Raw genomic sequence first — 15,185 nt, 5'->3', positions numbered from 1 at the left:
TGAATCTCCCCTTAAATACGGTTACTGACGGATTGGCAAATAAAGTGAAAATAAGGTGTGACCCGGCCAACTGGTGAATTCTATCTTGCCGTGGTGTTGATCGGTCAGATTCCGGGCAATGGATAACCCCAGACCGGAACCGCCTTCACGCCCGCTGACCATCGGGTAAAACAGGGTATCTCTGATGTGTGCCGGAATGCCCGGTCCGTTGTCTTCAATATCAATGCGTGCCGCCAGCCGGTAGCGTTCACCGTGCAGCATCACCTGAAATGCAGTACGGGTACGCAATGTGATGGTTCCGCCCGGTGTTTTCAGGGCTTCCAGTGCATTGCGCATGATATTGAGCACAACCTGCTCTATCTGGTCGGGATAATGTGATAACTCCGGTAAACTGGGGTCATAATCCTTAATCAGCGTGATGTTTTCCGGTTTTTCCAGATTGATCAGCTGAAATACCCGTTCTGCCACATGGTGAATACTTTGCAGACTTTTTTGTCCCGGATGCTGTGGTCCCAGCAGGCGATCAACCAGTGCCCGCAGGCGGTCTGCCTGCTCGATAATTACTTGTGTATATTCCTGTAGCGCCGGGTCCGGCAGTGCGCGGGACAGAAGCTGTGCCGCTCCGCGCAGTCCACCGAGCGGATTTTTAATTTCATGTGCCAGCCCGCGAACCAGGTCTCTTGCTGCTGTCTGCTGCGCCTGTTGCAATTGTTCCTGACTGATACGGCGGTGGCTGTCGAGCGGCGTAAGCTCCAGCAGAATAAAATCACCGGAAACCGGCTGGGCGCTCAGAGAAAGGGCGTGCATCTGGTTATTGACCACCAGGGTGACATCGTTATCGGTAAAACTGAGTCCTTCCGCCAGTGTCGCCTGCAATGTGGCGCTGTCGAGCGAAAGATAACTGAATAAGATGGGGAGTGGGGTGCCGGAGAGCTTGCGGGTGCTCTGGGCAAACAGCTGCATTGCGGCCTGGTTGGCATAGCGGATGATTAAATCCGTATCCAGTAACAGTACACAATTGATCAGTGAGTTAAGAAGTTGTTCTGCCTGCGGTTTACTATCCCTGTCCATTGTAACTACCCCCGGCTGCACCAATTCGGTGCATTGTAGCGTATTTACTCCGTAAGAGAAAAGGACCCGCCCAACGGCGGGTCAAGTGCTTCACGGCAACAAAATAAACCGGAGCGTGTCAGTCTGTGTGCCTCAACGGGAGGCACAGACAGGATCACACGCTGTAATACATATCAAATTCAACCGGATGCGGGGTCATGTTCAGGCGCTGAACATCGGCACGCAGCAGGTCGATATAGGTGTGGATTGCATCTTCAGTAAATACACCGCCACGGGTTAAAAATTCGTGATCAGCGGCCAGGGCATCAAGTGCATCACCCAGAGAAGGGGCAACTGTCGGAATTTCTTTCGCTTCTTCCGGTGGCAGGTCATACAGATTTTTATCCATCGCATCGCCCGGATGGATTTTATTGATGATCCCGTCCAGACCCGCCATCAGCTGTGCAGCAAAGGCCAGATACGGGTTTGCGGCAGGATCAGGGAAGCGGACTTCAATACGGCGCGCTTTTGCGCTTGGTACAATCGGAATACGGATAGACGCTGAGCGGTTACGGGCAGAATATGCCAGCATGACCGGGGCTTCATAGCCCGGAACCAGACGCTTGTACGAGTTGGTTGTCGGGTTGGTAAAGGCATTCAGCGCACGGGCGTGTTTAATGATACCGCCGATGTAATACAGCGCCATTTCTGACAGACCGGCATATTTGTCACCGGAGAACAGGTTGACGCCATCTTTAGCCAGAGACATGTGACAGTGCATACCGGAGCCGTTATCACCGACCAGAGGTTTTGGCATAAAAGTAGCGGTTTTGCCGTAGCGGTGAGCCACGTTCTGGACGACATACTTGTACATCTGCGTTTCGTCAGCTTTCAGCGTCATGGTATTGAAACGGGTCGCAATTTCATTCTGACCGGCAGTACCGACTTCATGATGATGCGCTTCTACAACCAGACCCATTTCTTCCATAACCAGGCACATTTCAGAACGCAGATCCTGGGAAGAATCAACCGGCGGCAGCGGGAAATAACCGCCTTTCACACGCGGACGATGGCCTTTATTGCCTTCTGCATATTCGGTGCCGGTGTTCCAGGCAGCTTCAATATCATTAATATGGTAGTAAGCACCGGAAATATCTGCGCCGAAACGGATGTCATCGAACAGGAAAAACTCCGGTTCCGGTCCGAACAGGACGGTATCGGCAATTCCGCTGGTACGCAGATAATCTTCGGCACGTTTTGAAATAGAGCGTGGGTCGCGATCATAACCCTGCATAGTATTCGGCTCTAACACATCGCAGCGCAGAACCAGTGTCGGTACTTCAAAGAACGGGTCGATCAGGGCAGATTCCGCAATTGGCATCAGCACCATGTCAGATTCATTAATGCCTTTCCAGCCAGCCATAGAGGAACCATCGAACATTTTTCCGTCTTCGAAGAAATCTTCATTTACCTGATGGTAAGGAATGCTCATATGCTGTTCCTTGCCTTTGGTATCGGTAAAACGTAAGTCCACGAATTTAACGCCGTGCTCTTCCATCATGGTCAGTACATGTTCAACGGACATAGTCAATTCTCCTGGTTTGGGATGACCCGGCAATCTTCTGGTGGTCACCCGGGGGGACGCTGATTGCGGTTCTCAAATTACCTGATAAACATAAAGCGAAAAACGTGCCAACTTTTTTGTAACGCCGTAAAGCGCCTTACACCAGTATGTTACTCACATAAGGATAGCGGAAACAGACCGAATTGCACTGCTTTGGTGCAATCGGAGTGATCGTTATCCTGGCTGGTCCGCATCATAATGGTGCAAATAAGCAGAATAGCTAATGTGAAAGTAACATTTTTCTGATATGACACGCTTTTATGCTGATCCCGGTCAGATTCCTGACTGACTGTCACAAAAAAAGTATCTCTTTTTTCCTGAATAGGTTTATGATAAGTGCCTCTGAATTCGTCGCAGAGCGTGGTATGCGCAGCTTATTTGTAAAAAATGGCAGGATGAATTTTATCTTTTTGTTTTATAAAGATTTATTTTTTAAGTGAGATCTATCACACTTCTTTCACTTGCCTGAGATAACGTGTAAAATACCATCAATCATCTACTCCATAGATGGGCGTTGCTGAAAAGAATGCTATCTGTGACGTAATTCCCATCCATTAACGAAAACGGTACAAGTCTTTGTCTATCGAGAAATTAAGAAATATTGCCATCATCGCTCACGTTGACCATGGCAAAACCACGCTGGTCGATAAATTATTACAGCAGTCCGGTACTTTTGACGATCGTGCAAAACCGGAAGAGCGCGTAATGGACTCCGGCGATCTGGAAAGAGAGCGCGGCATTACTATTTTGGCAAAAAATACCGCGATTACGTGGGAAGACTATCACATCAACATCGTTGACACCCCGGGACACGCCGATTTTGGTGGTGAAGTAGAACGTGTTATGTCCATGGTTGACAGCGTACTGTTGCTGGTTGATGCAATCGATGGTCCGATGCCGCAGACCCGCTTTGTAACGCAGAAAGCGTTTGCAAACGGCCTGAGCCCTATCGTTGTTATTAACAAAATTGACCGTCCGGGCGCACGTCCTGACTGGGTTATCGACCAGGTCTTTGATCTGTTTGTTAACCTTGGTGCTACTGACGAGCAGCTCGACTTCCCGATCATCTACGCATCTGCGCTGATGGGTATCGCGGGAGAAGATTACAATGAAATGGCGGAAGACATGACTCCGCTGTACAAAGCCATTGTTAAATACGTTGAACCACCAAAAGTGGATCTCGACGGTCCGTTCCAGATGCAAATCTCCCAGCTTGATTACAACAACTACCTGGGTGTAATCGGGATTGGTCGTATCAAACGCGGTAGAGTGAAGCCTAACCAGCAAATCACAGTGATTGATTCAGAAGGCAAAACCCGTAACGGTAAAGTCGGTAAAGTTCTGAGCCACCTGGGTCTGGAGCGTATTGAATCAGCTGAGGCAGAAGCGGGTGATATCATCGCGCTGACCGGTCTGGGCGAACTGGGTATCTCTGATACCATCTGTGAAACAAGCTGTGTTGAAGCATTAACACCACTGGCTGTTGATGAACCGACCGTAAGCATGTATTTCTGCGTTAACACCTCACCATTCTGCGGTAAAGAAGGTAAGTTTGTAACGTCCCGCCAGATCTTAGACCGTCTGAAGAAAGAGCTGGTTCACAACGTGGCACTGCGTGTCGAAGAGACTGAAGACCCGGATGCATTCCGTGTATCAGGCCGTGGTGAGCTGCACTTATCTGTTCTGATTGAAAACATGCGCCGTGAAGGTTTTGAGCTGGCGGTATCCCGTCCGCGCGTTATCTTCCGTGATATCGATGGCCGTAAACAAGAGCCGTTCGAGCAGGTTACTCTGGATATCGAAGAACAGCATCAGGGCGATGTCATGCGTGCACTCGGTGAGCGTAAAGGCGAACTAAGCAACATGATGCCGGATGGTAAAGGCCGCGTACGTTTAGATTACAGTATTCCGAGCCGTGGTCTGATTGGCTTCCGTACTGAATTTATGACAATGACATCCGGTACAGGTTTACTGTACGCAACATTCAGTCACTACGGTGATGTGAAGCAGGGTGAAATTGGTCGTCGTCAGAATGGCGTAATGATCTCTAACGGTCAGGGTAAAGCAGTTGCATACGCACTGTACAGCCTCCAGGATCGCGGTAAATTATTTATCGGTCACGGTACTGAAGTATATGAAGGTCAGCTCATCGGTATTCACTCACGTTCTAACGACCTGACCGTGAACTGCTTAACCGGTAAAAAACTGACTAACATGCGTGCTTCCGGTACAGATGAAGCAACAACACTGTCACCATTCCTTGAAAAAACGCTGGAACAGGCGTTAGAGTTCATTGATGATGACGAATTAGTGGAAGTAACACCGAAGTCTATCCGTCTTCGTAAGCGTTACCTGACTGAAAACGACCGCAAGCGCGCACACCGCAGTAAAGATTAATCGTCGTTTTTATTCAATGCCACTCAGGGCGCCTTTCGGGCGCCCTGAGCTTTTTCAGGACTATCCCGCCAAAAATTTTGCACATAAATGCATTTCCTGCCGCCGCCTTTCTTGCTATGTTTCATTTTTTTGCCCTGATCACAATACTGTCACAGACCGGTAACGGGTCAGAAATGTGGGCGGAGATCGCAGACATTGATCTTTTTTCTGTCTGAATGTCATTTTCACTCTGTTCAGCGGGCAGATCTGCGGGTAGAGTAAAAATAATTCATCAACCCGGAGGATGGTATGCTGTATATCTTTGATATGGGCAATGTCATTATTGATATTGATTTCCAACGTGTTTTATCAGTCTGGAGTAATTTAAGCGGTAAGCCGTTATCTGAACTGAATAGTAATTTTATTTCTGGTGAGACATTTAAGCAGCATGAACGCGGCAGAATTTCGGATGTTGAATTTGCCGAAGCAATTAATGATGAACTGGGCATGTCGCTGAGTTTTGATGAATTTGCCGAAGGCTGGCAGGCTATTTTTATGTCTGTCCGTCCTGATGTTATTGATATCATGAATAAGTTACGTGAGCAGGGACACCGTGTGGTTGTGCTCTCTAATACCAACCGGCTGCATCAGGATTACTGGCCGCAGCACTATCCGGAAATAGCCGCGTCCGCGGATTTCCTTTATTTATCGCAGGATTTAGGGTTACGCAAACCTGATCCGGATATTTATCAGTATGTTCTCGAAAGCGAAGAATTTGAGGCTCAGGATGCGGTTTTCTTTGATGACATCCGTGAAAACGTGGATGCCGCGGTTGAACTGGGCATCAAAGGTGTGTACGTGAATGACCGCGACGCCGTGAGCCGGTATTTTGCAGATCATGATTTCTCTGTTGAAGTATCTGAATAATAAAATAGTCATTATTTTTGAACGGACGGGACATGATTGCATTAATACAGCGTGTAACCCGCGCAGATGTCCGCATAGCCGGTGACATCGCCGGTGAAATAGGACCGGGGCTGTTAGTCCTGCTGGGTGTGGAGCGGGATGATGATGAGCAGAAAGCGAAGCGCTTGTGTGACAAAGTGACCGGATACCGGATTTTCAGCGATGCTGACGGGAAAATGAATCTGAATGTGGCGCAGGCGGGTGGTCAGCTGTTGGTGGTTTCGCAGTTTACACTGGCGGCAGATACACAAAAGGGCATGCGACCGGGGTTTTCAGGCGGCGCTGAGCCGGAAAAAGCGAATGTTTTATATGAGTACTTTGTGGCGCAATGCCGCGCGACAGGTATGGTGACAGAAACCGGACAGTTTGCGGCGGACATGCAGGTCAGCCTGACGAACGATGGCCCGGTCACTTTCTGGCTTCAGGTATGATACAACAGTCTCAGACCGGCCGCCGGTCACCACTGACAGGAGAAAGTGTGATGTATCATTTACGTGTACCAAAAACCGATCAGGAGCTGGAGAGCTATTTTTCTTTCCGCTGGGAGATGCTGCGTAAACCGCTGAACCAGCCGCAGGGATCGGAGAAAGACGGGTATGATACACTCGCACACCATCAGATGGTGGTTGATGAAACAGGGCAACCTGTTGCTGCCGGACGTTTGTATATAAATGCAGAAAATGAAGGTGCGATCCGCTTTCTGGCTGTCGATCCGCATTTACAGGGACGTGGGCTGGGTACACTGATTGCGCGTGCGCTGGAATCGGTGGCTCGTCAGGAAGGACTCAAACGGATTGTATGCAGTGCGCGTGAGGAAGCGGTCGCATTTTTTGAAAAATTAGGCTTTGAAAACCGGGGAACGATTACAGGCCCGCAAACGACGCCTGTTCGACATTTTTTTATGATTAAATCCGTTGAAACCCTTGATACAATTTTGCATCGCCCTGACTGGTGCGCTGAATTACAAAAAGCATGGTATGAAACTATTCCGCTGAGCGAAAAAATGGGGATCCGTATCGCGCAGTATACCGGGCAGGAATTTATGACAACCATGCCTGAGGGACCGAACCAAAACCTGCATCAGACTATTTTTGCCGGCAGCCAGTTTTCGATGGCGACACTTACCGGCTGGGGGCTCATCTGGCTGCTGCTTCAGGAAAACGAACTGAACGGGGACATCGTGCTAGTTGATGCCAATATCCGCTACCGTAAGGCTGTGACAGGCCGCCCGCAAGCCATTGCATCCCGTGATAAGCTCAGCGGCGATCTTGACCGCCTGGCACGCGGAAGCAAGGCACGGATCAAACTGGACGTGACTGTCGGTCAGGGAAATGAGGTCGGTGCTGTCTTTACCGGTACTTATATGGTGTTACCCGGACAGAAACATAGCGCGGAATAGCTGCGTAAACAGTATCTTACGATGCTGTAGCTTTATTTGTAAGCTCAAGAACAGCGCCATAAGGCGCTGTTCTTATATAACTAATCAGTATTACAGAATATCACTGTTCTCAGGTGCATCCGGGATAACCCTCTGAACCGGCGGTGCTGACGGGGTATTTTCTGCCGGTGCAGGTGAGTTACTTATTTGTCCCTGCGTAATTGCCCGGTTTATCTGATTTCCCTGCTTGTCTTGCCCGGAAAGCGAGCCGCTCAGTGTATTGCGGACATCATCAGTGCGAAGCTGTCCGCTCAGACGCAGTGTGTAATTTGCATTGCCGTTCAGTGGTGCGGATGCCCATCCCCATTGTGACAGGATCTGACTGTCGGCACTGGTTGCCTGCAAGTTGAATATGAACGGTGCAGTACCTGATGGGGTTATCTGAAACTGCATTTTCAGCAGACCGTCACCGGCAGACGCGGAAAATTGTGTGGTTTCAGCGCCGGTTTCGCCTGCCGTGAGTGTCAGGTACGGACGGTGTAATTCTACGCGGGCAAAAGTAGCACTGCCCGCGCTGGCAGAAAGCTCACCATTCCATAATCCCCACTGTCCTGATTTCAGGATCTGCATGGTTTTAATATAACTGTTGACGTTGGTCATCTGGAACGGAAACGCCGGGTGGGTATCAATCAGTAACGCATTGGAGACTTTCAGATCCTGCACGCGGATAGTGTCTATCCCCTGTGGGGCGCTTTCCTGTAACAGCGTAAACCATTGTTCAGGTAAACTGAAAAGCAGGTTATCCACAACGCCGCTGCTGATATCCAGTGTCCGTGATGTTCGGTTCCAGTCACCGGTGAAGCGCAGAATACTTTTATCGTAGCGCCCGCTCAGCCGTTTTACCGCAATGTGGTCACCGGTAAATTCCAGTGTTCCCAGAATATCGGAAAAGTGCTGTCCGCCAAACGTCAGGTCGGCTATCCCAAAGTCTGCTAATCCGTTATCGGTCTGCCAGGCGCCTTGCCCGTAAGCCAGATTTTTCAGTGTGCCTTCCAGATAATTGACAGCCCACTGATCCCCTTCGAGTTTAATATTTGTCGCGGTAATATTTTTTATCTGAATATCCGGCAGATGCCCGCTGTTTTCTGTCAGCTGCGCCAGGGATAACGGCGTCTGCCAGCGGATATCATTCAGCAGCAGGTTATCAAGCAGCCAGCGGCCTTCGGCGGTGCGTTGTCCCGTTGCGGTGATCAGCCCGTTTTCCAGCGTGGCGGTAAGATTATCGAAGGTGAACTGTGCGCCGCTGATATTTCCCTGTGCCAGTATATTTTTCAGCGGCAGACCGTAATAATCCAGACCTTTGGCAGAAAACTGATATTTACCGTCGCCGGTAATGGCGCTGTCTTGTGGCTGCCACGGCGTGATCCCGCCGGTGACACCTTCGGCGGTAATATTCTGATTACCATCAGTGCGGCGCACATTTACCTGATTAAGCTGTAACAGCCCGGCGCTGACCGGCAATGTCCGGCTGTCAGCGGCAGTGGAGATCTCAATCTCCCCTTTTTGAATAATGATCCGGGAAAACCAGCCCGGCTCGGTGAAACTGCGCCAATCCAGTGTCAGCTCAATATTCGCAGCGTCCAGTGCCATGTCACCGGAAACGGTATTGATACTGATATCGCGCAGTGACAGGAGTGAAGGAGAAGACAGGGAGTGGTCGATCGCAGACAGCGACACCTTATAGCGGGTATTGTCACTGATCAGCGCGGCAAGCTGGCGCGTGCCCCAGGATGTCTGTATCAGGATACCTGCGGCAATAATGAGTACAATTGCCAGTATTATCAGACGGAAAACAGTTCGTCCCAACCATTTCATATTTGCTCTCTCCGTAGTGCAGCTCGTTGGGCATACTAGCGTGAGGCTCTTTGCGGTGACAAGGATTATTGCTGTTTTTCTGTGTGATGTGGCGTGCGTGACCGTTCCCGGTCACGCAGTCAAACGAGTGATTATTTTTCCGGCGGAAAAACCAGGTTCAGTACGATTGCGGTCAGACCGCCGGCGGCGATACCGGAAGAGAGTAGTGTCTTCAGCCAGTCCGGCGCAAATTGCAGTATCAGTGGCTGCTGGGAAACGCCCATTCCTACCGCCAATGAGAGTGCGATAATCATAATCGCGCGGCGGTTAAGTGTCTCTCGGGAGACAATACGCACGCCGGAAGCGGCAATGGTTCCGAACATAACAATGGTCGCACCGCCGAGCACCGGCTCCGGGATGTGCTGAACAAATCCCGCGACTGCCGGGAATAACCCCAGCACAATCAGCATCAGCGCAATCACATAGCCGACATAGCGGCTGGCAACCCCGGTCAGTTGGATAACACCGTTATTCTGTCCGAAACAGGAGTTCGGAAAGGTATTGAATACCGCAGAAAGAGCAGAGTTCAGACCATTTGCCAGTACGCCGCCTTTCAGGCGCTTCATATAAAGCGGACCGGAAACCGGCTGTTCAGAGACATCTGAAGTCGCAGTGATATCGCCGATAGTTTCCAGTGACGTCACCATAAAAATCAGGATCAGCGGCACCAGCAGATTCCAGTCTATTGATAAACCATAATAAAGTGGTGCCGGGATAACCAGCAGCTCTTCCGGAAGTTGGGTATGATTATCCGGCAGCATGCCCATCCACCAGGCGGCAAGATATCCGGCCGCCATGGCGATCACCAGCGAGGCAACCCGTAAATACTGATTTTTCTGGCGGTTCAGCAGCACAATAACCGCAAGGACAATCCCCGCGAGGATCAGGTTATCGGCAGAGCCAAAGGTATTGTCAGACATAGCGGCATAGCCGCCGCCGATAGATGTAAGGCCCACCTGAATCAGTGACAGTCCGATAATCATCACGACCACACCGGAAACCAGCGGCGTGATAATCCGGCGGGCAAGGTGCAGAAAGCGGGAGAGAATAACCTCCGTCATTGCCGCCAGCATCAGTGTGCCGAACAGCGCCGCCATCATTCCTTCGGTATCCACACCATTATTTTTCAGTGCCATCCCCCCCATAATCAGCGGGGCGACAAAATTGAAGCTGGTTCCCTGTATAGACAGTAATCCTGAGCCGACCGGTCCCCAGGTCCGGATTTGCAGTAATGACGCCAGTCCGGAGGCAAACAGTGACATACTGATAATGCGCTGGGTATCATGTGCTGAAAGACCGAGCGCCTGTGCGATAAGCAGTCCCGGTGTTATCACGGCAACGAACATTGCCAGTAAGTGCTGGCTGGCAGCAAACAGCGTCTGTGGCAGCGGCGGGCGATCTTCCAGGTGATAGATTAGCTCACTATTGGTATTTACCGGGGGAATTATGGTGTTTTTATCGGGTGCAGTGCTGTTCATATTTTGGTATCCGGGATAAGCAATGAGCGTATTTTAATGATCTGCGCCACAAAAGCAATCGATTGCGTGCCGGTAATGTTATTTTTTATAGTGGAATATAATCACACTTTTATTTATTTTAACTTGTCTTTATCACCTTTTTTCCCTCTAATCCGGGTACCTGCTTTTTTCTTGCGTAATAAGGATGTTTTTAGCGCGACTATTGATGTAATAAATACCTACAATAAAAGGGGTACGTGAATGTATCAACTCGACGTTTACGGCACGCTTGTAGCGGCCACACTCGTCCTCTTATTAGGACGTAAACTCGTAAAATCAGTACCATTCCTCGAAAAATATACTATTCCTGAACCTGTGGCCGGTGGTCTTCTGGTCGCAATTGTATTACTTGGGTTCAAATCGGGGATGGATCTGGAAGTTAAATTTGATGACTCGCTGAAAGACCCGCTGATGCTGGCATTTTTCGCCACTATCGGGTTAAACGCAAATCTTGCCAGCCTGCGGGCAGGCGGTAAAACGTTATTTATCTTCGTATTAGCTGTTGTGGGTCTGCTTCTTGTGCAGAACACGGTCGGTATTTCGCTGGCAAAAATGATGGGTCTTGATCCGCTGATTGGTTTACTGGCAGGATCGATTACATTATCCGGCGGACACGGTACGGGTGCTGCGTGGGGTAAAATCTTCACAGACAGCTACGGTTTCAGTTCGGCGACAGAAGTAGCTATTGCCTGTGCAACATTCGGTCTGGTACTCGGTGGTCTGATTGGTGGTCCGGTTGCCCGTTTTCTTATCAAGAAAACAGCAATGAATGATGTAAATCAGCAGGATGATGAAGCACCGAGCGCGTTTGAAAAACCGCAGGCCGGGCGCATGATCACCTCGATGGTATTGCTGGAAACCATTGCACTGATCGCGATTTGTCTGCTGGCGGGTTCGTATCTGTTTGGCGTGTTATCTGATTTCTTCTTCAGCAGAGGATGGAAAGTTCAGATCCCGACATTCGTGTGTGTGTTATTTATCGGCGTTATATTGAGTAACAGCCTGTCATTAATGGGTTTTTACCGCGTATTCGAGCGGGCAGTATCCGTTCTCGGTAACGTCAGTTTGTCACTCTTCCTGGCAATGGCACTGATGAGCCTGAAGCTCTGGGAAGTTGCTTCGCTGGCCATACCGATGCTGGTTATTCTGGCGGTACAGACTGTTGTGATGGCGATGTATGCCATTTTCGTTACTTACCGCGTGATGGGTAAAAACTATGATGCCGCGGTATTAGCAGCGGGTCACTGTGGTTTTGGTATGGGGGCAACACCAACAGCGATTGCTAATATGCAGGCGGTAACCGATCGTTTCGGACCTTCTCATGTCGCTTTCCTGGTGGTGCCGATGGTGGGGGCGTTCTTCCTTGATTTGATCAACGCACTTGTTATTCCGTTCTTCCTGGCATTACCTATCTTCCCGACTGTGGGCGGATAACAGAACGTCATTATTAAAGCAGGTAAGCCATCCGTTCGGGTGGCTTTTTTCATTATACTCTTATTCATTCAAACTGCAGGTTCGTTGGCTGCCGCCTGCCTGCATCCTGAATGACGTTGGGTATATTATACGTTTGTATACTGACTGCGTTCCGGCAACCAGCGTTCGGTCAGGGCTTTTGCCTGCTCCGGGTAATTCTGGTGCAGATGACGGGCGATACGCTGCACTTCCGGTAACATGGCCTGATCACGCAGTAAGTCTGCGACTTTAAACTCTGCATTCCCTGTCTGGCGTGTACCGAGTAATTCCCCCGGTCCGCGGATTTCGAGGTCTTTCTGTGCGATAACAAACCCGTCATTACTGTCCCGTAATACCTGAAGACGCAGTTTTGCTGTTTGTGTCAGCGGTGTTTTATACAGCAGTACACAGTGGGATGCTGTTGCTCCCCGTCCGACGCGTCCGCGTAACTGATGAAGCTGTGCCAGCCCCAGCCGTTCCGGGTTTTCGATAATCATCAGACTGGCATTCGGAACATCAACCCCCACTTCAATAACCGTGGTTGCGATCAGCAAATCTAATTCACCGGCTTTGAATTGCGCCATTACTGCCTGTTTTTCCGCTGATTTAAGACGTCCGTGAACCAGACCAATCCGCAGACCGGGCAGTGCGGCGGATAAATCATCAAAGGTAACCTGTGCGGCCTGAGCTTCCAGCATTTCTGATTCATCAATAAGTGTGCAGACCCAGTATGCCTGGCGGTGTTCATCCATGCAGGCACCGCGAACCCGCTCAATGATATCGCCCCGGCGACTGTCCGGGATAGCGACAGTGGTAACCGGTGTTCTGCCGGGCGGCAATTCATCGATAACAGACGTATCGAGATCCGCATACGCGGTCATCGCCAGAGTGCGGGGGATAGGCGTGGCAGTCATAATCAGCTGATGAGGGTGGAAGCCCTGCTGTTCACCTTTTTCCCGCAGTGCCAGACGCTGATGCACCCCGAAGCGGTGCTGCTCATCAATAATGACCAGTGCCAGTGAATGAAAGCGGATATGTTCCTGAAAAATAGCATGTGTTCCGATAACCATCGCGACGTCGCCGGAGGCAATCGCTTCTTCCTGTGTCTGGCGGGCTTTACCTTTTTGTTTACCGGCAACCCAGCCTACATTGATCCCCAGCGGCTCCAGCCACTGGCGGAAAGTATTGGCATGTTGTTCGGCTAGCAGCTCAGTCGGTGCCATCAGTGCCGCCTGATTGCCATGAGCAATTGCACGGATGGCAGCCAGTGCGGCGACAACTGTTTTCCCGGAGCCGACATCGCCCTGGATCAGACGCATCATCGGTACGTTTTTTTCCAGATCCAGCTCAATTTCTGCTACTACGCGCTGTTGGGCACGGGTCGGGGTAAAGGGGAGTTGTGCCAGAAACTGATTTTTCAGCTTTTCCTGTGGTGCCAGTGGCTCGGCATGACAGCGTTGTGCTCCTGCGCGTATTGCCAGCATACTTAGGTGATGCGCCAGCAGTTCTTCCAGCACAATACGTTTCAGTGCCGGGTGCTGACCACTTTCCAGCTCTGCAAGTTGTGTATCGGCTGGTGGGCGGTGCAGTGTTTTCAGCGCTTCCGGCAGGCTCATCAGCGGGCGTACCAGTTCCGGGGGTAATAATTCGCGGATAGCGCAGGTATCGAGTAATTCCAGCGCCTGATCAAGCAGCTTGCGCAGTGTGGTCTGGCGGACACCTTCTGTTGTCGGATAAATCGGGGTAAGGGTTTCCTGCAACGCAACGTCGTGATCGTCCCGGCGGATTTTATATTCGGGATGAAAAATTTCCGGTCCGTTTTTTCCGCGCTTTACCTCACCGTAAGCCGTTATCTGAACGCCTGCAGACAGCGTATTTTTCATTGCGGCTGAAAAATTGAAAAAACGCAGTGTTAATACCCCGGTGCCGTCACTTATCTGGCAGGTCATCATCCGCTTGCGTCCGAAAACAACATCGGTGCGCAGCACTTCGCCGCAGACAGTAGCGTAAAGTCCGGGCAGAAGGTCGGTTATTGAATAGAGACGGGTTTGATCTTCGTAACGCAGCGGGAGATGGAACAGCAGATCCTGAAGAGTATGCAGACCGATACCGGCAAGTTTACCCGCCTGGCTCGCCCCGACGCCATGTAACGTCGTGAGCGGGATAGTATCAAGCAGTTGCCCTTTCATTTTCTGCTCCGTTTATTGTGATGAGGCGGATATTTTTTTCTGTTGCATCAAAGCCCACCAACTGTCCGGTGCAATAATATGGCCGTGATCGTCAATCTGCGGGCGGGGAAGTTTCTTCTCAAGCGCAACCTGAGCCAGAACCGGATAACCGCGCTCAAAGAGCAGGCGCTGTTGTTCATTCTGCGGTAATGCACAGCGGGGATGGGTATATAAACCCGCGGCTTCACGCTGACGCTGGGCTTCATACAGGATCACGGCGGCCGCAACAGACACATTCAGAGACTGCACCATACCGGACATCGGGATCATAATATGCTTATCGGCAATATTAATGGCATCAGGTGAAATACCGTACTTTTCTGATCCCATGATAATGCAGGTTGGCCGGGTAAAATCGACGTTACGAAAATCCACCGCGCTGTCAGACAGATGGGTTGCCAGTATTTGCATCCCCTGTGATTTCAGCATACAGACAGCATCATTGAGTGTGGCGTGGTTATGGACATTGACCCAGCTGTTACTGCCTGCGGCTGAAGAGATCCGGGTTCTGATTTTTTCCGGCCAGATGGCATGTAAATCATGAATACCGACCGCATCAGCACTGCGGATAACCGCAGAGACGTTGTGGGGTTTATGAACTTCTTCAAGGCACAGTGTGAGGTCTGGCTGGCGCATCGCCATCATCCGGCAGATGCGCTCATAACGTTGGGGATTCATGC

The 15,185-nt window shown here is 50.5% G+C and carries 11 protein-coding genes; 5 read left to right on the top strand and 6 right to left on the bottom strand.

Going from position 1 to position 15,185, the window contains the following annotated elements:
* Positions 1 to 21: 21 nt before the first annotated feature.
* Together glnL and glnA are read right to left on the bottom strand one after the other, a co-directional pair.
* Positions 22 to 1,071 (bottom strand): nitrogen regulation protein NR(II), encoded by a 1,050-nt coding sequence (gene glnL / locus ACMHKJ_RS15595; RefSeq protein WP_413495297.1) that lies wholly within the window; start codon positions 1,069 to 1,071, stop codon positions 22 to 24.
* A 154-nt stretch (positions 1,072 to 1,225) separates the two neighbouring features.
* Positions 1,226 to 2,635 (bottom strand): glutamate--ammonia ligase, encoded by a 1,410-nt coding sequence (glnA, locus tag ACMHKJ_RS15590; protein WP_413495295.1) that lies wholly within the window; start codon positions 2,633 to 2,635, stop codon positions 1,226 to 1,228.
* A gap of 615 nt (positions 2,636 to 3,250) precedes the next feature.
* Here glnA and typA point away from each other — a divergent pair.
* The 4 genes from typA (at position 3,251) to fabY (ending at position 7,415) form a co-directional block, all read left to right on the top strand.
* The gene (typA, locus tag ACMHKJ_RS15585) at positions 3,251 to 5,071 is read left to right on the top strand and encodes a translational GTPase TypA (protein WP_413495293.1); all 1,821 of its coding nucleotides are present in this window, start codon (positions 3,251 to 3,253) and stop codon (positions 5,069 to 5,071) included.
* Between the two features lie 288 nt (positions 5,072 to 5,359).
* Positions 5,360 to 5,977 carry a glucose-1-phosphatase gene (gene yihX, locus ACMHKJ_RS15580; protein WP_413495291.1) on the top strand — a complete coding sequence of 206 codons (618 nt, stop codon included), beginning with the start codon at positions 5,360 to 5,362 and terminating at the stop codon, positions 5,975 to 5,977.
* Positions 5,978 to 6,009: 32 nt separating this feature from the next.
* Complete coding sequence (gene dtd, locus ACMHKJ_RS15575) at positions 6,010 to 6,447, top strand: D-aminoacyl-tRNA deacylase (protein ID WP_413495289.1); 438 nt, start codon at positions 6,010 to 6,012, stop codon at positions 6,445 to 6,447.
* A 50-nt stretch (positions 6,448 to 6,497) separates the two neighbouring features.
* Positions 6,498 to 7,415 (top strand): fatty acid biosynthesis protein FabY, encoded by a 918-nt coding sequence (fabY, locus tag ACMHKJ_RS15570; RefSeq protein WP_413495372.1) that lies wholly within the window; start codon positions 6,498 to 6,500, stop codon positions 7,413 to 7,415.
* A gap of 90 nt (positions 7,416 to 7,505) precedes the next feature.
* On the opposite strand, the gene ACMHKJ_RS15565 is transcribed toward fabY, so the two are convergent.
* The gene (locus ACMHKJ_RS15565) at positions 7,506 to 9,269 is read right to left on the bottom strand and encodes an AsmA family protein (RefSeq protein WP_413495287.1); all 1,764 of its coding nucleotides are present in this window, start codon (positions 9,267 to 9,269) and stop codon (positions 7,506 to 7,508) included.
* A 131-nt stretch (positions 9,270 to 9,400) separates the two neighbouring features.
* Complete coding sequence (locus ACMHKJ_RS15560; RefSeq protein WP_413495285.1) at positions 9,401 to 10,786, bottom strand: uracil-xanthine permease family protein; 1,386 nt, start codon at positions 10,784 to 10,786, stop codon at positions 9,401 to 9,403.
* A 240-nt stretch (positions 10,787 to 11,026) separates the two neighbouring features.
* Between ACMHKJ_RS15560 and gltS the strand changes: the two genes are divergently transcribed.
* Positions 11,027 to 12,259: a sodium/glutamate symporter gene (gltS, locus tag ACMHKJ_RS15555; RefSeq protein ID WP_413495283.1), complete on the top strand. Its 1,233-nt coding sequence runs from the start codon at positions 11,027 to 11,029 to the stop codon at positions 12,257 to 12,259.
* Positions 12,260 to 12,384: 125 nt separating this feature from the next.
* Here gltS and recG read toward each other — a convergent pair whose 3' ends face one another.
* Positions 12,385 to 14,466 carry an ATP-dependent DNA helicase RecG gene (gene recG / locus ACMHKJ_RS15550; protein ID WP_413495281.1) on the bottom strand — a complete coding sequence of 694 codons (2,082 nt, stop codon included), beginning with the start codon at positions 14,464 to 14,466 and terminating at the stop codon, positions 12,385 to 12,387.
* A 12-nt stretch (positions 14,467 to 14,478) separates the two neighbouring features.
* Complete coding sequence (gene trmH / locus ACMHKJ_RS15545; RefSeq protein ID WP_413495279.1) at positions 14,479 to 15,183, bottom strand: tRNA (guanosine(18)-2'-O)-methyltransferase TrmH; 705 nt, start codon at positions 15,181 to 15,183, stop codon at positions 14,479 to 14,481.
* Between the last annotated feature and the right edge of the window lie 2 nt (positions 15,184 to 15,185).

Source organism: Morganella psychrotolerans (assembly GCF_965118875.1).
In the GTDB taxonomy this organism is placed as follows: domain Bacteria; phylum Pseudomonadota; class Gammaproteobacteria; order Enterobacterales; family Enterobacteriaceae; genus Morganella; species Morganella psychrotolerans_C.
This window is presented reverse-complemented; position numbering and strand designations above follow the sequence as displayed.